Origin of the sequence: Streptomyces sp. NPDC005808, assembly GCF_042871385.1 — a bacterium.
Taxonomy (GTDB): Bacteria; Actinomycetota; Actinomycetes; order Streptomycetales; family Streptomycetaceae; genus Streptomyces.
Genome location: NZ_JBIAIK010000002.1, coordinates 709,188 through 729,050, shown reverse-complemented (window position 1 = coordinate 729,050; position 19,863 = coordinate 709,188). Strand labels below are relative to the sequence as shown.

Here is a 19,863-nt window from a genome sequence, read left to right as displayed (position 1 = left end):
CAGCCGCGCCGGACGACGAGTACTCGTCGCGGTGCGTTGTTCGCGGGTACTCGTCGCAGTGCGTCTGTCACGGTCGTTGTACGCTCCCGTCGGTGTTGCGCAGCAGGGCCCAGCGGTCGTGTTCCAGCGGTTCCGGCACGGGATGGCGGCGGGCCGCCACCTCGTCGAAGTCGACGCCGTGGCCGGGGACTTCGGGCGGTACGAGAAGACCGTCGCGTGCGAGGACGGTGCCGGGGAAGACCTCGGCGACAGCGGGTCCGAAAGTCGCCGCCTCCTGCACTGCGAAGGCGTGACTGGAGACGTCCAGGGCGAGGGTCGCCGCCTGGGCGACGGGGCTGACGTCGGCCGGTCCGTGCGGGGCGAGCCGTACGCCTTGCAGCTCGCACAGCGCGGCGATCTTGCGCGCGGGGGTGAGTCCGCCGAGCGTCGGGACGCGCAGCCTCGCGAAGTCGATGTCGGGCCCGCCGAGGAGTGCGGTGAACTGGGCGCTGTCGCTGAAGAGTTCGCCGACGGCAAGGGGTACCGGGGACGCCGCGTGCAAGCGCGCGAAGTGCCCGGAGTCCTCGGGCGAGAGGAGGTCCTCGACGAAGTAGAGGCCCGCGTCCTCGACGCGCCGGAGGAAGTCCCGCGCCTGCCGCGGATCGAGCCGTTCGTGCACGTCGTGCAGCAACTCGACCTCGTCGCCGACGAGTTCGCGCACCCGGATGAGGATCCTCGGGACGGTTCTCAGGTACGCGGCCGAGTCCCAGGGGACGCGCCGGGCCCGTACGGCGGCCGGGTCGACGGCCGCTCCCCCGGTGCCGTACGTGTCCGCGCCGGGTACGGCGATCTGGACGCGGACGTGCCGGTACCCGCGCTCCCGGGCCGCGGCCACCTGGTCGGCGATCTCCCGCTCGTCGGCGCCGTCGACGTGCGTGTAGGCCTCGGCGCCGCTGCGTACCCGGCCGCCGAACAGCGAGTACAGGGGCGCCCCGAGGCGTTTGGCCTTGAGGTCCCAGAGGGCGACGTCGACACCGCCGAGGGCGTTCCCGGTGACCGAACCACCTCGCCAGTAGGCACTGTTGAGGAGCAGCCGATGGATGTCCTCGATGTCGTCGGGATCCCGTCCGATGAGCAGCGGGGCGAGGTACTCGTCGAGGACCGCGCGGACGGCGAGGGTGCGCTGCGGATCGCTGGCGCAGCCGAGGCCGTAGAGCCCCGGCTCGTTGGTCTCGACGCGCACGACGAGGTGGGGGCAGCCGTGCGGGGCGGTCAGGAACGTGCGGACGGCAGTGATGCGGATCTTCGCGCCGCGTTCCTCGACCCAGGGGGCCGGGGCGAGCACGGGAGCAAGGACGGGCGTGCGGGCACCAGGCTGAGCCATGCAAACTCCCGCGTACAGATAGCAGAATGACGTACTACCATCCGAACGTACGAAGCGCCCACTGGGTTTGTCAACGGGCCTGCCAAATATGACATCGAGGTGGCCGGAACGCCATCCCCGGGGCGCAAAGGACCTCTCAGCGCTGCCCGATCCGCTTCAGCAGAGTCCGCAGGGAGTGCGCCGCCTCGGTCACGGCCTGCGCCACCTCCTCCATGCGCGCGTCGTCCATCCTGCTGCGGGGCGCCGAGCAGCTGATCGCGTCGCCGCCGTCCGGGGCCACCCCGAGCGCGACGGCCACGCACCGGATGTCCACCGCGTTCTCGCCGTCGTCCACGGCCCAGCCGCGCAGGCGCGTCCGGGCGAGCTGGCCGAGCAGGGCGTCCGGCTCGACGACGGTGTCCGGCGTCAGCCGCTCCAGTGGCCAGTCGAGCCGGCGCTGCACCTCGGCCGGGTCGTACTGACAGAGCACCGCCTTGCCCAGGGCGGTGGCGTGCGCGGGAAGTCTGCGCCCCACCGCCGAGTACATCCGCAGGGCGTGCCGGGACTCGCGTTTGGCCAGGTAGACGATGTTCGTGCCGTCGAGCCTGCCGAGGTGGACGGCCTCCCCCGTCTCCTCGGCGAGGGCATCGAGGACGGGACCCGCGAGGCTCGTGACGTCGTCGCCCTCCAGGTAGGCGGTGCCGGTCAGCAGTGCCTTGAGACCCAGGCTGTAGCGGGTGCCGGAGGCGTCGACGTCCACCCAGCGGCGCGCCTGCATCGTGCGCAGAATCGCGTGCAGGCTGCTCTTGGGCACCGACATGGCGCTCGCCATCTCGGCGAGCGAGAGCCTGGCGCCGTCCTGCCCCAGGAGTTCGAGCACTTCGAGCACCCGAGCGGCGGACTTGACCTCTTCGACCTTGCGCCCGCGCGCTGTCGCTGTCACCGATTCCACTGGTTTCCGCCTCCCCGCCCCGGCGCCCCTCGGCTGACCGGTGAACACCTCATCGCAGCATGCGTCTTGACGCTATATCACTACGACTCTAAGTTCAGTCACTCCAACGTCATTCGGCCTTCTGAACGGTAGACCACCCTAGGTAGGGGCCCATGCGGATACCTGTTGCACGAAAAGCCCGGCTTGTCGTGGCGGCCGTGGCCACGGCGCTCTCGCTCACCTCCCTCACCGCCTGTGGCGGCTCCTCCGGTTCGGGGGACTCCGACTCGCTGGAGATGTGGACGTTCAAGCAGTCCCATGTGAGCGCGCTGCGCACCGCCGCCGAGGAGTTCGAGAAGGAGACCGGCATCTCGGTCAGCGTCGAGGCCTACACCCCCGACGACGCCTACACGACCAAGGTCCAGAGCGCGGCGAAGACCGGTGACCTGCCGGATGTGCTCGAAGTGCACTCGGACGGCGAGGACCGGGTCCTGGGCGCCGCCGGGATCGTGTCGGACCTCAAGGACGACTTCAGCGGCGACTGGTCCGGGCGTATGCAGCAAGCCGTCAAGGAGTCCGGGCTCGTCACCGAGCTGCGGTACCAGAACTCCGTGAACAAGGAGGCCAAGGACCACGGCATCGAGAAGGGCGCCCGCTACAGCGTGCCCCTCTCCGTCGGCACCTTCGGCATCGTCTACGCCAACAAGAAGATGCTGGCCGATGCCGGCATCACCAAGGCCCCCGCGAACTGGGGGGAGTTCCTCGCCGCGCTCAAGGCGACCAAGGCCAAGGACTCGAAGAACGGCGGGCTTTCGCTGGGGCTGAAGGTCCAGGCAACGGGACTGACCTGGGTGCTACAGCCGCTGGCATACGCCCAGTTGGGGCGGGAGGCCTACGAGAATCTGTGGGCGAAGGACACCAGTGGCGACTTCGCTTCGCCGAACGGCGTCAAAGTCCTCTCGATGTACGACGAGTTGACCCCGTACTGGATGCCCGGGTCCCAGACCCTGACGATCGATCAGGCGGACCAGGCGTTCGCCCAGGGCAAGTCCGCCTTCGCCGTGGGCGGTACGTTCACGCTCGCGTTCCTCAAGCAGAACGGCATGAGCCCCGACGACGTGCTCGCCTTCGGTCTGCCCGCCCCCGCGGACGGCGCCGTGCCGGACCGGGCGCTCGGTCCGCTCGCCCTGACCGGCCTCAGCGTGACCTCGACGAGCGATCAGCCCGAGAACGCGAAGAAGTGGATGGAGTTCCTCTCCCAGCAGGACGTCGCCACGCAGTTCGCCAAGGACTCACTGGACCTGCCCGCCACCGAACTCGGCGCGGAATCGGCCAAGATCCTCGGCCCCACGCTCAGCGCGATGGTCGACAGCTTCAAGGGCACGCCCGAGACGACGTACGACCCCACGCGCAACGACGCGTACCAACCGATCGGGTACGAGCAGGACGACGCCGGCGCGATCCTCGCCGACCTGACACCGCTCAAGCAGACCTCGGTCGAGGAGACCGGTCAGAAGCTCAGGAGTCTCAACCAGTCGTACTGGAAAGCGGCGGGCCAGTGACCACTGCTCCCCGGCGAACCGCGCCGAAGGCGGTGGAGCGCACGGGTGACCGCCCGGTGAAGCCGGCGGCCGCTCCCCCGGCGCCCCGCCGTTGGCGCGGGTACGAAGCCGTCTCCGGGTATCTGTTCGTCGCCCCGGCGGTGGTGCTCTTCGCGGTGATGGGCCTCTACACGGTGGGCTACGGCTTCGCGCTGTCCTTCGCCACCTGGAACGGCTTCTCACCGAACTGGACCTGGGTCGGCCTCGACAACTACGCCGATCTGCTGTGGCGCGACCCGGTCTACGCTCCCCGGGTGCGGCACGCCGCGCTCAACACCCTCTGGGTAATGCTCGCCGCGCCCGCCCTGACGGTCCTGGTGTCGTTTCCGCTGGCCGTGCTGCTCAACCAGGTCAAGCGGTTCCAGTCCGTGCTGCGGTCCGTGTACTTCCTGCCGTACGTCACCAGCGGCATCGCCGTCTTCTTCGCCTGGCAGTACATCCTGCAACCGGACGGCGCGGTCAACTCCCTGCTCGGCAGCGTCGGCCTGGGCTCGCTGGAGCAGCCGCAGGGCTGGCTCGGCAATCCGTCGACCGCCATGCCGACGATGATCGTCGTGACGGTCTGGGGGCACGTCCCGGTCGCGATGCTCCTGTATCTCACCGGACTTCAGGGCATCGACCGCAGTGTCCTGGAGGCCGCCCAGCTGGACGGCGCGGGCTGGTGGCGTACCAACCTGTCCGTCGTCTGGCCGCTGGTGCGTCCCATCACGGCGATCGTGATGCTCCTGAACCTGCGCGAGTCCCTGCAGGGCTTCCAGACCTTTCTGGTCATGACCTACGGCGGACCGGGCGACCACACGAACGTCCTCGGCCTGGAGGCGTACCGCCTGGCGTTCCTGAAGAACCTCTCGCCCACGCTGGGGCTGGCCAGCGCGCTCGGCTGGATCCTCTTCGCCGCCGCCCTCGTCCTGGCCCTGATCAACCTTCGAGCACTGCGGAGCAAGACATGACGACGATCGCTCCGGCCCGCTCCGGTCGCCGTACACCAGGTGGCGCCCGCAAGGTCGTGGCCCGCACGGTCGTGGGCGTGCTGCTCGCCGCGTACGGCCTGGTCAGCGTCTATCCGTTCCTGTGGATGGTGTCGGCCGCCTTCAAGGACCAGATCGAGGTCGTACGCGGCGGGCATCTCATCCCCGACAACCCGACGTTCCAGACGCTCACCGACACCTGGAACGAGCTGCACTTCTTCGACTTCTTCCTGAACAGCCTGCTGGTGACCGGGTACACCGTGGTCCTCACGCTGGTGATCTACGCGGCCGCCGGATACGCGTTCGCGGTCCTTCGTTTCCCGGGACGCGGATTCCTGCAGAAGCTCTTCATCTCCCTGCTGTTCGTGCCGGGGATCACGGTGATGCTGCCGATCGTGCTCCTGGAGAACAAGCTGGGCATCCTCGGCACGCACTGGGGACTCGTCCTGCCGTTCGTCAACGGCGGCGCCCCGCTGTCGATCCTGCTCATGACCGGCGCGTTCCTGGCGGTGCCCGGAGAACTGCGGGACTCCGCCCGGGTGGACGGCGCGAGCGAGCTGCGGATCTTCACCAGGGTGTATCTGCCGCTCGCCCAACCCGCCCTGATCACGGTGGCGTTGCTCACCGCCATCCCGACCTGGAACGAGTTCCTGCTCACCCGCGTGTCCCTGAACGACCCGTCGACCTACACGCTTCCCCTCGGTCTGCAGACACTGTCCGCGGAGAACGTGCCGCACTACAACAACCTGATGGCGGGCGCCCTGATCGTCGTCATCCCGGTGATCCTGCTCTTCCTCAGTCTCCAGCGGTACTTCGTCAACGGGCTGGTCGGGGCGGTGAAGGGCTGATGCGCGTCCTGGTCACCGGTGCCGCGGGCCACATCGGGCAGCACGTCCTGACCAGGCTGTTCGCGGCCTCGTACGACGTCGTGGCCACCGACGTCGTACCGTTCGAGGCGCCGCTCGCCGAGCGCGTGCACATCGGGGACCTCCAGGATCCCGACCTGGTACGCAAGGCGGTCGACGGGGTGGAGGCGGTCGTCCATCTGGGGGCGATTCCGCACCCGAACACGGACGATCCCAGTGCTCTGTTCGCCACCAACTGCCTGACCGCGCACCGCGTGCTCGACGAGGCGGGCCGCGCGGGCGTCCGCCGGATCGTGGCCGCCTCCAGCATGGCGGCCGTCGGGCTCGCCTGGTCACCCGTCCCGGTTTCGCCTCTCTATGTGCCGCTGGACGAGGAACACCCCTCGCTCGTCCGCGATCCCTACGGCCTGTCGAAGGCCGTCCTTGAGGAGACCGCCCGCAGCACGCACCGCCGTTGGGGCACCGACATCGTCTGCCTGCGCTTCCCGTTCACCGGCAGCGGGCAGCGGCTGCGCGACCAGCTCGCCGAGGTCGCCGCGGACCCGGGCGCCCACCGCCACGACCTGTGGGGCTGGCTGCACACGCGGGACGCGGCAGCCGTGGTCCACCAGGCGTTGCGCGCGGACTTCACGGGATGCCACGTGCTCAACGTCGCCGCCGCCGACACCTCCTCCCCCCTTCCCTCGGCGGAGTTGATGGACCGCTATCACCCGGGCGTGCCGACCTTCTCGTCGCTGCCCGGCCGCACCTCCCTGTTCGACACGACGGCCTGCACCGAACTGCTCGGGTTCGTCCCGCGGTACGGCCGGCCCGGCAACCAAGGAGAGTGAAATGAACGTTCCCCAGTACCCCGGCTCCCTGTCCCGAAGAGGGTTACTCGCGGGCGGAGCGGCCGTCGGGGCCGCCGCGCTCGCCGCCGGTACGGCACCCACCGCCGCGGCCTCCGTACGGCCCAAGGGCGTCTCCGCGAACGCGCACATCTTCTACTACCCCTGGTACGGATCCCCGAAGGTGAACGGCGAGTGGCGGCACTGGCAGCAGGGCGATCTGACCCCGCCCGACAACATCAGCGCCAACTACTTCCCGGTGCTCGGCGCCTACGACTCCGGCGACCTGCACGGGGCGGTCGCCCGGCACATGCGCTGGCTGCGACGGGCCGGCACCGGTGTGCTGGTCAGCAGCTGGTGGGGGCAGGGCAGTTACGAGGACCGGATGGCGCCCGTCGTCCTGGACGCGGCCGCCGCCGCGGGGATCCAGGTCGCCTGGCACATCGAGCCGTACAAGGGCCGGGACGCCGCGTCGGTCGTCGCGGACATCCGCTATCTGACCGGCCTCTACGGCGATCACCCCGCCTTCCACCGCGCCGCACAGTACGGCGACCGGTGCGCGTACTACGTGTTCAACAGCCTGCTCACCGTCGACTGGTCGGCGCTGCACGAGGTCGACGACATCGCGATCGTCATGGCGCAGACCTGGGATCTGTCCCGCATCGGCGACTTCGGCGGCGTCTACACCTACGACGCCATCGCGACCGCCAACCGCCCCGACTGGACCGGGGTGGCCGCGTTCTGCGCCGAGCGCGGCATGGTGTGGTCGCCGTCGCTCGGCCCCGGCTACCTGGACGACCGGGCGGTCCCCGGCAACACGAGCCCGACCCTGGACCGCGCCGACGGCCGCACCTACGACCTGGTGTGGGAGTACGCGCTGGAGAGCGGCCACGGTGACGCCCCGCCGGACTGGGTGAGCATCACCTCGTTCAACGAGTGGCACGAGGGCACCCAGATCGAACCGGCGACGGCGCGTACGCCGGGCACCCTCGACTACCTCTCCTACGAGGGTGCCTACGGACGGCGGGGCGCACGCGCCGAGACGGTCTATCTGGACCGGACCGCCCAGTGGGTGGCCCGCTTCGAGGCCGCGCGAGCCGCCGCTCGCTGACGCCGGTACCGGCACCGACACCGACACGGCGGCAGGGGTGGTGTCACCCGGTGAGGGTGATGTTCGTCAGGCCCTTGCCGCCGCTGGAGGTGTTGGAGGACGCGACGGTGTTCTTGGTGGCGCAGCCGCTGTTGTCGGTGACGTTGATGCCGTAGCCGGGCGCGGAGCCGAGGGTGAACTTGTTGTTGGTGAACTTGTTGCCGCAGCCGTAGGGGTCGTAGACGTTGTGGACCTGGAAACCGTCCGTATACGGGGTGGACACGGTGTTCGCGTCGATGACGTAGTTGTCGCCCTTGACGTCGATCGTGGAGTCGCCGGAGTTCTGGTTCTTCTCGCCGGTTCCGTCGAGGGTGTTGCCACGGATCGTGCCGCCCTTGGTGCCTTCCTTGATGTCGATGCCTTCGGCGGCGACATTGGGGCCGATCTTGTTGTTGAGGACCTGGACGTAGTCGGAGGCGTCCACGCCGGTGGGGCCGGCGTACTGGTCCCAGTTGCTGTTCGCGGAGCCGATGTAGACACCTTCGCCGTACGAGGGCTGGGTGGTGCCGACGTCATGGATGTTGGAGTTCTGGATGATGCCGTGGTCACTGCCCGAGCGGAAGTGGACAGCTTCGTAGCCGATGTCGTGGACGTGCACGTCGGTGAGGGTGACGTACGGGGAGGCGTCCAGCACGATGCCCTTGACGGAGTCGTCGACGGTGATTCCCGTGACCTTCCAGTAGGGCGCGGAGCTGAGCCACAGACCGTAGCCGTTGCCGCCGTTGGACTTCAGCACGGCCTTGCTGCTTCCGGTCAGCGTGATCGCGGAGGACGAGGTGCCGTCGGCGGTGGCCTTGAACTGCCCTTCGTACACGCCGTCGGCGAGCTGAATGGTGTCGCCGGCCTTGGCGTCGGCCAGCGCCGCGGTGAGCTGCGCGGCGGTGGAGACACTGACCGTGCGGACGGCGGTGGCGGCCGAGGCGGACCCCGGCAGCGTCGCGAAGGCAAGCCCGCCCACTGCCGCGGCCGCCACCGCGGAGACGGTCAGCGCACGGCGGGTGCGCCGCCTGTGGCTGCCGGCGGGGTGGGAAAGGGATTCCGCACGGGACTCTCGCATGGGGACGACTCCGGGGATGTGGGGGGCATGGCCATGGGGGGCCAACTGGAGCCGATGATTAGGAAACGTTCCTAACTTCGGCCGGGCAACAGGGTGTTTGCCATGGTGAACCCGTGTCAAGGCCCCTGAGGAAGATCTTTGCAACGCCTTCAACGGTCTGTATACGGTCGTCGGCGCGCCGAAGTCACTCTCGGGCAACCGCCGTTCCGGTCCGACGGCCTCTCGAAGGTTGCGTCAAGGTTGGCGATAGGCATCGACGATCCGGTCGATGACGGCTGCCGTGGTGCGCACGTCGCTCGCCGAGAAGCCGCTCAGCGCCTCAGCGCCTCGGCGAGCCACTGTCTGCCCGTCGCCTGGTGAACGGCCCGGGTGGCGGGGCTTGGGAGCCCCGCCACCCGGTCATGCCGGACCCTCGGCGCACACAGTGCGCTAGGGCAACAGGTTGATCTTGAACGTGGACGTCGTGTTCTTCACGTCCAGCGCGTTGTCGCTCAACTTCAGGTTGTGGAAGGTGACTTCACCGACGGCGGGCCCCTGGCCGGCCTCCGGCATCTCGTTGGCCCACAGGCCGAACCCGGACTTCGCGTCGTAGGCGTCGCCGCTCTTGCGCGCGCCGGAGATCGTCACGTCCGTGAGGATGGTGTCCTTGATCGGGAACTGGGGCTGTCCTCCCACGTAGTTGGTCTGGAACATGATGCCGCTGTACGTCGGATCGACGATGTCGACGTTGTTGACGCGGATCCCCTGGAAGACCTTCGACGCGGAGAACATCCAGATGCCGGGGAAGGTCTGCGCTCCCCAGAAATGGCCGCCCGCGCGGACGATCGAGATGTTCTCCAGCGTCGTCGGCAGCGTGCCGAAGCCGTTCATCGGGTAGCCGAAGTCCAGCGAACTGACGGTGATGCCGGAGTAGACCAGGGTGTCGGCGATGTGGATGTTGCGGAAGGTGTTGTCGTAGCCGCCGTAGACGGCGATGCCCGCCGCGCGCCAGGTCAGGATCGACGTGAGGTTCTCGTAGAGGTTGTTCTTCTCGTCCGCCCCGCCCGCGTCGATCGCGGAGAACAGCGCGAAGCTGTCGTCGCCGGTGGCCCGCGCCTCGTTGTTGACGACGTGGTTGTCCGTGCTGCCGTTGGTCATGTTGACACCGTCGGCGAACATGTCGCGGATCCGCGAGTTCTTGATGGTGATGTTGTCGGTGTTGGCGCCCCAGTAGAGGCACACCATGTGTTCGTTCCAGATGTTGTCGATGGTGATGTCGGAGACGTTGGAGAAGTCGAACACCTTGCCCGGACCGTCGATGCGGGACGTGTAGTTGCCGAAGTACGCGAAGTTCGCGAACGACGACCCCTTCGCCGTCCCGTCCGCCCGGAATCCGATGTCGGTGTTCGTCTGCGAGGACGGCGCGCGGAAGCGCGTGAACCAAGGCCCGGCGCCGACGACCTTGACCGCCTTGCCGTACACCTGGAACTTGCTCGACGTCTCGTAGTCACCGGCAGGCAGATAGACGCCGACCAGCGTACCCGTGGTGTCCATGCGCACCTTGTCGAGCGCGTTCTGCACGTCCTGGTGTGCGAATCCGGTCGGCACGACGTACGTCGCCGGGTCCGGGTTGGGGGTCGCCGACACCTGCTCCAGGCTCACGAAGTCGATCGCGTACGTGGAGGAGTTCGCGGCGTCCTTCTGGAGCCGGATCTTGCTGCCGGCCGGGACGGTCTGGCCGAGCAGCAGGTTCGCCTCGTCGTAGATGTGCCGCGGCGCGCCCGAGCTCGGCGAGTTGCCGGGGCCGGCCTCCGCCCCGTACAGCCAGGCGTACTTGGACGTCAGGTCGATGGCCTTGAGGAACGTGCCGTTGACGTAGACGTTCAGCGTGGAGTTGATGCCACCGCCGGCCGCGGAGTCCGGGATGGAGAAGCGGGTCACCAGGGAGTTGGTGCTGGCCTTGGTGGTCCATTCCACGTAGTTGCCGGTGTTGTTGAGGGTGACTGCCTTGCGGCCCGAGGCCTCGCCGGCGATGTCGCCGACGGTGCGGTTGGGTCCGACTGTCTGGGCGCCGCCGCCCACGGTGCCGTCCTCGGCCTCGTAGTTGTCGAACGGCATGCTTGCGCCGCGGCCGACGAACAGCGACTGACTGCTGGTGTTGTTGGCGCGCTTTACCTCGAGTTCGTTGGCGTCGGGGTCGATCACCGTCTTCACGGTGAACTTGCCGTTGCCCGCGGTCCAGGTGCCCAGGTTCACCGCGGCGGCGGTGGCGCCCGCCGCGATCGCGCCGCTGTGGGCGCCGGTGAGGGTCTTCACCGTCGCGCCGGAGGCGTCGAGCACGGTGAGGGTGATGCCGTGGCTGCCGGCGGCGCTGGCCACCGTGCCCTGGTTCTTCAGGGCGACGGAGAAGGTGACCGTGTCGCCCTCGCCTGGCGAGCTGGGCGACCAGCTGACGGGTGAGGCCACCAGGTCGGAACTGGACACCGGCCTGACGACAAGGGCGGTGGGGCTGGTGTAGGAGTTGTTGGCCTCGTTCTGCTCGATGACCTTGTTGTCCGGGTCGGCACTCGCGCCGACCTGGTAGGTGCCGGCGTCACGAGCGCCGATGTCGGCGGTGACCGTCGCCGAGGCGCCGACCGCGAGTGCGCCGACGGCCGCGGTGCCGACCTTGGTGCCGCCCAGCTGGAACTGGACGTCGGTGGCGGCCGACGCTTCCGTGCCCGCGTTGCGCACGGTCGCCGTCAGCTTCACGGCGTCCGACTCGACGGGACTGGCCGGGGCCGAGGTGATGCCCGTGACCTGGAGATCCGGGTTCGGCGCGGGAGTGCCGAGAACCTGGAACTCGGCGACCTGCCCGGCGGGCGCACCCGAGTTGGCGGTGAACACCAGCTGGACGTCCGCGATGCGGCCCGTGACAGGGATCCGTACCGTGTTCGCGGTCGCCGGGTTGAAGGTGTAGTCCTGCGCGGCGACCAGGCTGGTGAACGCGGTGGCGTTCTGCTCCCGGCCGAGCACCTGGATCCGCTGGGTCCGCGTGGCCCATGCTGCGTCCGGACTCAGCTTCAGGACAACGGTGTTGACGTCGGCGTTCGCACCGAGCTTCACGGTCAGGCTGTTCGGGTAGCCCGCACCGCCCTCCCAGTACGTGCTGGTCTTGTCGTCGTTGGCGTTCGCGGCGACGAACGTGAAGACGGAGGACGACGCCGTGATCGCCTTGCCGACGGCGAGGTTCGCGTCGTCGGTCGTGGAACCGTTACGGGTGACGGTGCTGCTGTTGGCGGACTGGTTGCCCGCCGCGTCCTTGGCCCGCACGTAGTACGTCACCGTGGTCGAGGCGGGCTGGGTGTCCGTGTACGTCGTGACGGTGCCGGCGACGCTCTGACGCAGGGTGCCGTTGGCGTAGACGTCGTAGCCGGTGACCGCCACGTTGTCGGTGGACGCCTGCCAGGTGAGCTTGACCTGACCGCTGGTGGCCTCGGTGAAGGCCAGGCCGGCGGGTGCGGTCGGGGCCTGGGTGTCGCCCGATTCCCCGGTGCGGGTGACCGTGTTGCTGTTCGCGGACTGGTTGCCCGCCGCGTCCTTGGCCCGCACGTAGTAGGCGACGGTCGCCGAGGCGGGCTGGGTGTCGGTGTAGGTCGTGGCGGTACCGGCCACCGAGGCGCGCAGCACGCCGTTGGCGTAGACGTCGTAGCCGGTGACGCCGACGTTGTCGGTGGACGCCGTCCACGTCAGCCTGATCTGCCCGGTGGCGGGCTGGGTGTAGGCCAGCGCGGTGGGCGCGGTGGGCGCCTGGGTGTCACCGGTGGTCGGCCCGTACACCTCCAACTCCGCCAGTTGGCCCGCGGGTTGACCCGTGTTGGCGGTGACGAGAATCCGGACGTAGCGCGTGGTGGTGGCGTTGAAACTCAGGGTCTGCGACTGGTCGTTCGCCGCGTTGAAGGCGAGCGCCTGCGACGCGGTGAGGTCGCTGAAGTCCGAACCGGTGGTGCTGCCCTGGAGCTTGAGGGTCTGTGTGCGCGCACCCCAGTTGGTCGGCAGCCGCAGCGTCACGCGGTCGACGCGTACGGATGCGCCGAGGTCGACCTGGACCCACTGCGGGAGTGCGTTGTTGCTGCTCTCCCAGTAGCTGGCCCGGTTGCCGTCGCCCGCGTTCGCCGCGATGTACGTCTGTGTGGAGCTGCTCGCGGTGAACTGCTTGCCGGCGGCCAGGTTTCCGGAGGTGTCCGTCGCGCCGTGGACTTCGAGTTCGGAGAGCTGCGCGGCCGCCCATCCGGTGTTCGCGGTGATGTTGACGCGCACGAAGCGGGTCTGGGTGGCCGGGAACGAGATGGTGACCGTGTTCGCCGCGCTCGGCGTGAAGGCGTACGACGCCGAGGTCTTGATGGTCTCGAAGCTGGTGCCGTCGGCGCTGCCCTGCACGGCGAGCGTCTGGTTGCGGCTCTCCCAGGAGCCGGGGAGCTTCAGGACCACCTCGTCCACGCGGACGCTGGTGCCGAGGTCCGTCTGTGCCCACTGGGGGAAGCTCGATCCCGAACTCTCCCAGTACGTAGTGGCGTTGCCGTCCGTGATGCTGGCGGCGCCGTGGCCGGAATTGGAGCTGCTCGCGGTGCCGGTCTTGCCTGCGGCGAGGTTGGGGCCGCCGGCCGCGGTCGCGGTCGTGGTCAGCGCCGGGAGCCCTATGAGGGCCAGCGCGGTGGTCAGCAGAGCGGCCAGCAGGCGGCCTCTCCAACGGTGTCTGGTCATGGTTCTCCTGCCCTTGAGCGGTGTCGTCACGTGGGACGCGGAAGACTCACAAGAGAGCGAGAATCGAGTTTTTGCGTTCAGTTATTGCAGATTTGCATGGCGATGTTGTTGAGTCCACAGTCTGTGCAGAGATAGTTGCTCACTGTTGTTGATGAGGGCACAGCAGAGCCGCGACAGACACTGTCTGTCGCGGCCGGTGCTGCTGTCGGCGTCGTCGCCGGACTCGAGACGTGGCGCTAGGCCTGGGCCCTCCGCTCGTCCGAGGGCCGGTCGGGGCCGAGCCCCTCGAACCCGCGCTGGAGGCGGTCCCCCTCGATGTCGAGGTCGGGGATGTAGGTGGAGAACCACTTCGGGTGGTACCAGATCTTCGCGCCGATGATCGCCATGATGGCGGGCACCAGGGTGAGCCGGACCACGAACGCGTCGAGGAGCACGCCGACGGCGAAACTGAAGCCGATGGCCTTGACGGTCGGGTCGTCGGTGAACATGAAAGCCACGAAGATGCTGAACATGATCAGTGCGGCGGCGGTCACCACACGTGCGGACAGACCGGTGCCGCGCTCCACCGCCCTGACGGCCTCGCCGTTCTTGGTGAAGTCCTCCTTGATGCGGGAGACGACGAACACCTCGTAGTCGCTGGAGAGTCCGAAGATGATCGCGAGCATCAGAAGGGGCAGGAAGCTGATGGTCTGACTGGGCGTGATACCGAACAGGTGCTGCCCCCAGCCCCATTGGAACATCGCGACCTGCGCGCCGAAGGCGGCGGCCACCGACAGCAGGAACCCGATGATCGACTTGATCGGCACGAGAATGGTGCGGAACGCGATCGTCAGCAGAATGAACGCCAGACCGACCACGACGACCAGGAAGACGGGCAGCGCCGAGGAGAGTTTGCTCGACACGTCGATGTTGGAGGCGGTGGTGCCGCCGACCAGGATCTGGGCCCCGGAGTCACCGGCGATCTCGGCCCGGTCGTCGCGGATTCCGTTCACGAGGTCGGTGGTGGCGTCGTCGTTGGGACCGGTGCTCGGGGTCACCCGGATGACGGCGACTCCGTTGTCCACCGCCATCGGCGCGGCGGCCACGACGCCGGGAATCTTGGCCAGCCGGTCGGTGATGGGGGTGGCCGCCGAGTCGTTCGGGACACCGTCGGCGACCACCAGGAGCGGACCGTTGAAGCCGGCGCCGAAGTTGGCCGTGGTGAGGTCGTAGGCCTTGCGCGAGGTGTCGCTCTTCGGCTTCGACGATGCGCCCGGCAGTCCGAGGTCCATCCTGGTGGCGGGCAGCGCGAGCACCACGAGGAAGGCGATCCCGCCGATCAGCAGTGGCACCCGCCAACGCACCACGAACCGCGCCCAGCCGGCCCCGAAGGTGCGCTCCGGTTCGTTGGCAGCGATCTGGGCGACGCTCTCGTGGTGCCCCTGGCGAAGCGGCGTACTGATGAATCTCGCCACCTTGTTCCCGGCGAAGCCCAGCATGGCGGGCATCAGCGTCAGGGCGATGAGCAGGGCGATCAGTACGGCTCCCGCCGCGGCGAAACCCATCACGGTCAGGAACGGAATGCCGACCACGGCGAGCCCGCACAGCGCGATCATCACGGTGAGCGCGGCGAAGACGACCGAGCTGCCCGCCGTGCCGGCGGCCAGGGCGACCGAGTCCTCGATGCTCATGCCGGTGAGCAGGTTGTTGCGGTGCCGGGCCAGGATGAACAGGCCGTAGTCGATGCCGCAGGACAGTCCGAGCATCGTGGCCACGGTCGTCGAGGTCGAGGCGATCGTCATGACCGACGCCAGGGCGGAGACGCTCATGAGGGTGACGACGATGCCGATGACGGCGGTGAGGATCGGCAGCCCGGCGGCGACGAAGGCGCCGAACGTGATCGTAAGGATCACGAAGGCGACCAACAGGCCGATGAGTTCGGGCAGTTCCGAGATCGTCTGGTTCCAGCCCGGGTAGACACTTCCGGAGTACTCGACGTCCACGCCCGCGTTCCGCGCCGGGACGACGGCGGCCTCGACCGCGTCCAGGGTCGATTCCTTCACGTCGGTCGGCTGGGCGTCGTACTGCACCGACCCCAGGGCGACATTGCCGTTCTTGGAGATCGCCTTCGACGCGAACGGGTCGGTGACCAGGCCTACTTGCGGCACCTTCTGCAGCGCGTCGACCGAGGCCTCGATGCCTGCTTTGTAGGAGGAGTCGGTGACCTTGGTGTCGCCGTGGGTCGCGAACACGATCTGCGTCTGGCCGCCGCTCAGCGCGGGCAGCTTCTCCTTGAGGAGGTTGGTGGCGCGCTGCGACTCGGTCCCGGGGACCGTGAAGGTGTCGTCGGTCTTGCCTCCGCCGACGACCGAGAGGGTGATCGCGGTTCCGGCAGCCAGGATCCACAGGGCGAGGACGAGTCGGCGGCGCCGGAACGCCCATCGGGCCAGGCGGAACAGATAGACGGACACGCTTGCTCCCGGACGTGAAGGACCAGCCTGCGCCGAAGGCCGAGGGGCTCGACCGTTGCGCGCAGTGACCGATGGGCGGAGAGCCCGGATCCGCGCTCTCCGCCCACTGTCGGCTCGCCATCGGCCCACCGCGAGGAGGGGAGGCCATCCGGGGGAACGCCGACCCGGCGCCACGGGAGTCCTGACTGGGGACCGTCAGCCCGTCGCCGCAGGAGCCTCGGCTCGGGAAAGTCGGCCCGCCGTGCGGTCGACAGGGGTCGACACAAAGAGACGCATGCCAGCTTCCTTCATAGCTCAAAAGCACTTACTTGCTCAGTGATGTGCAGATTAGCTTCTTGCTCATTGCCGTGCAACTATGGCGACATGTTCCGGCGACATGACACGCACAGCGCATGACCGTGCAACCGGAACGCGCGCCGGTGGGGACGGGCGCGCACCGGGACCCGACGCCTGGGGAGGCCGTAGGGTCCCGGAGTCGCACCGGCTGCACAAGCCGGTCGACGTGAAGGCCGCGGCCCGGTGGGCACCCACTCCACCGCCGGGCCGCGGCCGACCGACCACCAGCGCGCAGCACCTATTTACACATAAGCGAGCATCAAGCTAACTTGCTCAGTCACTGGCAAGTACGTGCGCTACAACGCGGGGGGACGCCACCCATGCCCAGTACAGACACAGCCCGCCGCCCGCGGCAGTTCTGGCGGCGACGCCGCGTCATCCTCCCCGTGCTCGCGGCCATCCCACTGTTGACCGTCGGCGCCGATTTCACAGCACTCAAGTTCACCGAATGGCGAACTGCCCAGGCCTTCGAGGACGCGACCGGCGCCACGGCACAGGTCCGGATACGAGATCGTCCCGTCATCACCCAGCTGGCCGGCGGAACTCTCGACCGCGTCGACATCTCCGCGCAGCACATCCCGGCGGACTCGGCGAACCCGATCGCCGTGGCGGAGCTGGACGTCCACATGACGAACCTCAAGCGGAACTCGGACGCGGACACCGCTCAGGCCGACTCCACGACAGCGACGGCGCTCGTCACCTACCGGGACATCTCCGACGCGCTGGGCATCGAGGTGAAGGCAGGTACCGCCCCCGGGCGGGTCGTCGCGACCGTGGAGGCGCCGCTGCTGGGGCAGTTCCAGGTCAGCGCGAGGGTCGCCAAGGGAGGGCCCACCAGCATCGCCTTCGAGGATGTGCGCATCGGTTCGGATCACCTGCCCGACCCCGCGAGGCAGTTGATCAACGACATCTTCGCCAAGCCGGTCCCCCTGCGGAACATCCCGCACGGACTGACCCTGGACAGCATCTCCACGAACTCGTCGGGCCTCACCGCGAGACTGTCGGGCCGGGACGTCACCTTCAGGATGGACGGATCGTCGGAGAGCGACGCCTGACGGCCGGGGGACTGCCGGCCACCTTCGAGGGCGCCGGGGAGCGCCCAAAGAGGCCTAGGGAACGACTGGGGCCGCCCGGGCAAGCGGGCCCTGCGGGCCGGGGACGTCAGGCAGGCGCCCCCCGACGGCCCAAAGCCCCGGGGACGGGGCCGGGCAGCGGATTGCTCGATTGCCCGGTGATGCGCAGAATTGCGAGTGACTGATCATGTGCCTGCGGAATCCGTCCGCCCGGGCACGCACCGACCATCGAGGTTCCGCCATGGCCATGACCGCCGCTCCCGAGCCCAGGAGACGCAACGCCCGCGCCAACCGCGAGCGCATCCTGGCCGTGGCGCAACAGGAGCTGGGCAAGAACCCGGACGCCACGATCGAGGAGATCGCTCAGGCCACGGGCGTGGTGCGGCGTACAGTCTTCGGGCACTTCCCTGGACGCCCCGCCCTCCTGGAGGCGGTGGCGGAAGAGGTGTCGCAGTCCCTGCGCGAGGCGGTCGAGCGTGCGGGCACGCCGACCGACCCACCCGAGCGTGCCCTGGCCAGATTCGTCCTGGCGATCTGGCCGGTCGGCGACCGCTACCGGATGCTGATCGGGCTGGCTCGACGCGACCTGGGAGCGGAACGCGTGTCCGAGGTACTTGCCCCCGCCCGTGAGACGGTCACCGCGATCCTGGAACGCGGCCAGTCGTACGGCGCCTTCCACAGCAACGTCCCGGCGCCCGTGCTGAGTTCGGCCTTGGAGGCGCTGTCCCTTTCACTGCTGGAGAGCGTCAACTCCGGTGCCTGGCAGGACGACGGCACGGCTACGGCGATCGCAGCGCTGACCGCGGCCGGCGTACCGGTCGGACGCGCGGAGGCGGAACTGCGCGAGCTCTCCACCCTGTTGGCGTCCCGCAGTACCGAAGTGGCGGACGTGCCGTCCACTCCCGAGACGGGCTGACAGACCCTCCCCCGCGTCCCGCGACGACCGTGCCAGGTAGCCGCGTAGCACCTGCGAGCCGCCTCGCCCGGCGCTGAGCTCGCCAGATCAATGTGCGGGATCGTGCTGGACATGTCGCGCCGACTTCCGTACGCCGTGCCGACACTGACCGATGAAACCCGGCGGAGACCCCACAGGTAGCGTGGCGGGGTGACGGTGAGCGGCGGATATCGGGAGCTGGGCGAGGCGGCCTGGTCGTGGGTACTGGACCAGGTGCGGGACGGCGAGGGGCCCTGGCTGCCGGAGACGGTGCCGGACGATGCCAAGGACGAGGGACCGACGGAGGACCGCGACACCTTGTACTCGGGCATCGCGGGCCTGGCCCCCGTGCTGGCGGAGATCGCGCGGTACCGGGAGCTGAGCGAGAGGGAGCGGAGTCTGGCCGCGGGAATCGTGGCCAGGCTGTCGGCCCGGGAGCAGGACACGACGGAACCTTCGCTGTACGTCGGGCTGGCGGGCGATGTCCTGGCGCTGAAGCTGCTGGACCCCGGCAGGGAAGCGGTCGCGCTGCGACGGCTTTCCGCCCTGGCGACACCCGAAGGCTGGAAGACGACAGTCGAGTTCGAACCGGGTTCGGACGCACCCCTGAACGACATCATCATGGGCACCGCGGGAGTGGTGCTGACGGCGGTCTGGGCGGGCGGTGAGTTCGCGGAGGGGATCGCGACGACGGGCTGCGAGGCCCTGCTGCGGGTGGCGGACCGTACGGAGGCGGGACTGGACTGGGGTATCGGGGCGAGCACGCAGTCGCGGGCGCCGAACTACTCGCACGGCACTGCCGGGGTGGCGTCGGCGCTGGCGACGGCGGGTGCGGCGCTCGGCCGGGAGGACTTCGTCGAGGCCGCCGTACTGGGAGCCCGACACGTCCTGTCCGTGGGCTCGTTGCAGGACGGCGGCTTCATCGTCCCGCACACCATCCCGCCGTCCAAGCGGGAGGTGGAACCGGTGACGTACACCTGGTGCCACGGTCCGGCGGGCACCTCTCACCTGTTCTCGGCCCTGTCGCACGCGGGCGTGAGCGAGGTGGCGGGACACGGGGTCGACGAGCTGCGGCACCGCTGCCTGACCTCGATCCTCGGCTCGGGAGTCCCGCAGCGCCTGCGCCCCGGCTTCTGGGACAACGACGGCCGCTGCTGCGGAACGGCGGGGGTGGGAGACATCCTGCTGGACGCGGCGCAGGCCTGCGAGGGAACAGCGCGCGCGGACACCTACGCGAGGGCAGCGCGCACGATGGGCGACGCGCTGGTGGAGCGAGCCGTCAGGGACACGGCAGGCGTCCGCTGGCGTTTCCTCGAACACCGTCAGGACCCGCCCCTGCTGCCGCCCGGCACGACGTGGATGCAGGGCGCGGCGGGCATCGCCGCGTACCTCCTGCGCCTCGACCGGTTCCTGGAGACGGGTCCGAACGCCGTGGTGGTGGACCGCCCGGACCAGTGGTGGGCCGTGCCGGCGCACCTGCGGAGCACGGCCGTGCGAGGTGAGATGGCCGGACACGGGGACGTTTCCGGCCGTCGCCGCACCGGTCATGGTCGATGAGACCGGGGTCACAGATCAGGCGAGGGCAAGGTCACAGCCTTGTCCTCTG

Annotated in this window: 13 protein-coding genes; 8 read left to right on the top strand and 5 right to left on the bottom strand. The window is 68.9% G+C overall.

The window, feature by feature from the left end; translation table 11 throughout:
* Nucleotides 1-67 precede the first annotated feature (67 nt).
* Nucleotides 68-1,363, bottom strand: a complete 1,296-nt coding sequence (locus ACFYPC_RS06785) for an enolase C-terminal domain-like protein (protein WP_388671843.1) — start codon at nucleotides 1,361-1,363, stop codon at nucleotides 68-70.
* Nucleotides 1,364-1,499: 136 nt separating this feature from the next.
* Nucleotides 1,500-2,285, bottom strand: coding sequence for an IclR family transcriptional regulator (locus ACFYPC_RS06780; RefSeq protein ID WP_388671840.1), 786 nt, complete (start codon nucleotides 2,283-2,285; stop codon nucleotides 1,500-1,502).
* A gap of 161 nt (nucleotides 2,286-2,446) precedes the next feature.
* Between ACFYPC_RS06780 and ACFYPC_RS06775 the strand changes: the two genes are divergently transcribed.
* From ACFYPC_RS06775 to ACFYPC_RS06755, 5 genes are read left to right on the top strand one after another with little or no spacing between them, the layout of a single operon-like run.
* A complete protein-coding gene (locus tag ACFYPC_RS06775; RefSeq protein ID WP_388671837.1) occupies nucleotides 2,447-3,835 on the top strand; it encodes an ABC transporter substrate-binding protein in 1,389 nt (462 codons plus the stop codon).
* Nucleotides 3,832-4,824, top strand: coding sequence for a carbohydrate ABC transporter permease (locus ACFYPC_RS06770; protein WP_388671834.1), 993 nt, complete (start codon nucleotides 3,832-3,834; stop codon nucleotides 4,822-4,824). Before ACFYPC_RS06775 ends, ACFYPC_RS06770 begins: the two co-directional genes overlap by 4 nt.
* Nucleotides 4,821-5,690 (top strand): carbohydrate ABC transporter permease, encoded by an 870-nt coding sequence (locus tag ACFYPC_RS06765; protein WP_388671831.1) that lies wholly within the window; start codon nucleotides 4,821-4,823, stop codon nucleotides 5,688-5,690. The genes ACFYPC_RS06770 and ACFYPC_RS06765 overlap by 4 nt, the downstream gene beginning before the upstream one ends.
* Nucleotides 5,690-6,538 (top strand): NAD-dependent epimerase/dehydratase family protein, encoded by an 849-nt coding sequence (locus tag ACFYPC_RS06760; protein ID WP_388671828.1) that lies wholly within the window; start codon nucleotides 5,690-5,692, stop codon nucleotides 6,536-6,538. Before ACFYPC_RS06765 ends, ACFYPC_RS06760 begins: the two co-directional genes overlap by 1 nt.
* 1 nt (nucleotide 6,539) lies before the next feature.
* The gene (locus tag ACFYPC_RS06755; protein WP_388671825.1) at nucleotides 6,540-7,646 is read left to right on the top strand and encodes a glycoside hydrolase family 99 protein; all 1,107 of its coding nucleotides are present in this window, start codon (nucleotides 6,540-6,542) and stop codon (nucleotides 7,644-7,646) included.
* Between the two features lie 43 nt (nucleotides 7,647-7,689).
* On the opposite strand, the gene ACFYPC_RS06750 is transcribed toward ACFYPC_RS06755, so the two are convergent.
* The 3 genes from ACFYPC_RS06750 to ACFYPC_RS06740 all read right to left on the bottom strand — a co-directional run bounded on the left by ACFYPC_RS06750 (nucleotide 7,690) and on the right by ACFYPC_RS06740 (nucleotide 15,914).
* Nucleotides 7,690-8,742, bottom strand: coding sequence for a sheath polysaccharide-degrading enzyme (locus ACFYPC_RS06750; protein ID WP_388671822.1), 1,053 nt, complete (start codon nucleotides 8,740-8,742; stop codon nucleotides 7,690-7,692).
* Between the two features lie 429 nt (nucleotides 8,743-9,171).
* Nucleotides 9,172-13,464, bottom strand: coding sequence for a discoidin domain-containing protein (locus tag ACFYPC_RS06745; protein ID WP_388671819.1), 4,293 nt, complete (start codon nucleotides 13,462-13,464; stop codon nucleotides 9,172-9,174).
* 236 nt (nucleotides 13,465-13,700) lie between these two features.
* Complete coding sequence (locus ACFYPC_RS06740; RefSeq protein ID WP_388671816.1) at nucleotides 13,701-15,914, bottom strand: MMPL family transporter; 2,214 nt, start codon at nucleotides 15,912-15,914, stop codon at nucleotides 13,701-13,703.
* Between the two features lie 656 nt (nucleotides 15,915-16,570).
* On the opposite strand from ACFYPC_RS06740, the gene ACFYPC_RS06735 reads away from it, so the two are divergent.
* The 3 genes from ACFYPC_RS06735 (at nucleotide 16,571) to ACFYPC_RS06725 (ending at nucleotide 19,814) form a co-directional block, all read left to right on the top strand.
* Nucleotides 16,571-17,305: a DUF2993 domain-containing protein gene (locus ACFYPC_RS06735; RefSeq protein ID WP_388671813.1), complete on the top strand. Its 735-nt coding sequence runs from the start codon at nucleotides 16,571-16,573 to the stop codon at nucleotides 17,303-17,305.
* Nucleotides 17,306-17,564: 259 nt separating this feature from the next.
* On the top strand, nucleotides 17,565-18,239 hold the full coding sequence (locus ACFYPC_RS06730) for a TetR/AcrR family transcriptional regulator (RefSeq protein WP_388671811.1): 675 nt from the start codon (nucleotides 17,565-17,567) through the stop codon (nucleotides 18,237-18,239).
* A 189-nt stretch (nucleotides 18,240-18,428) separates the two neighbouring features.
* A complete protein-coding gene (locus ACFYPC_RS06725; RefSeq protein WP_388671808.1) occupies nucleotides 18,429-19,814 on the top strand; it encodes a lanthionine synthetase LanC family protein in 1,386 nt (461 codons plus the stop codon).
* Nucleotides 19,815-19,863: the final 49 nt, after the last annotated feature.

What these genes read in the sequence shown, in the direction of transcription:
- ACFYPC_RS06785 (WP_388671843.1), bottom strand. Translation starts at nt 1,363, where the DNA reads ATGGCTCAGCCTGGTGCCCGCACGCCCGTCCTTGCTCCCGTGCTCGCC.
- ACFYPC_RS06775 (WP_388671837.1), top strand. Translation starts at nt 2,447, where the DNA reads ATGCGGATACCTGTTGCACGAAAAGCCCGGCTTGTCGTGGCGGCCGTG.
- ACFYPC_RS06765 (WP_388671831.1), top strand. Translation starts at nt 4,821, where the DNA reads ATGACGACGATCGCTCCGGCCCGCTCCGGTCGCCGTACACCAGGTGGC.
- ACFYPC_RS06760 (WP_388671828.1), top strand. Translation starts at nt 5,690, where the DNA reads ATGCGCGTCCTGGTCACCGGTGCCGCGGGCCACATCGGGCAGCACGTC.
- ACFYPC_RS06755 (WP_388671825.1), top strand. Translation starts at nt 6,540, where the DNA reads ATGAACGTTCCCCAGTACCCCGGCTCCCTGTCCCGAAGAGGGTTACTC.
- ACFYPC_RS06750 (WP_388671822.1), bottom strand. Translation starts at nt 8,742, where the DNA reads ATGCGAGAGTCCCGTGCGGAATCCCTTTCCCACCCCGCCGGCAGCCAC.
- ACFYPC_RS06745 (WP_388671819.1), bottom strand. Translation starts at nt 13,464, where the DNA reads ATGACCAGACACCGTTGGAGAGGCCGCCTGCTGGCCGCTCTGCTGACC.
- ACFYPC_RS06735 (WP_388671813.1), top strand. Translation starts at nt 16,571, where the DNA reads ATGCCCAGTACAGACACAGCCCGCCGCCCGCGGCAGTTCTGGCGGCGA.
- ACFYPC_RS06730 (WP_388671811.1), top strand. Translation starts at nt 17,565, where the DNA reads ATGGCCATGACCGCCGCTCCCGAGCCCAGGAGACGCAACGCCCGCGCC.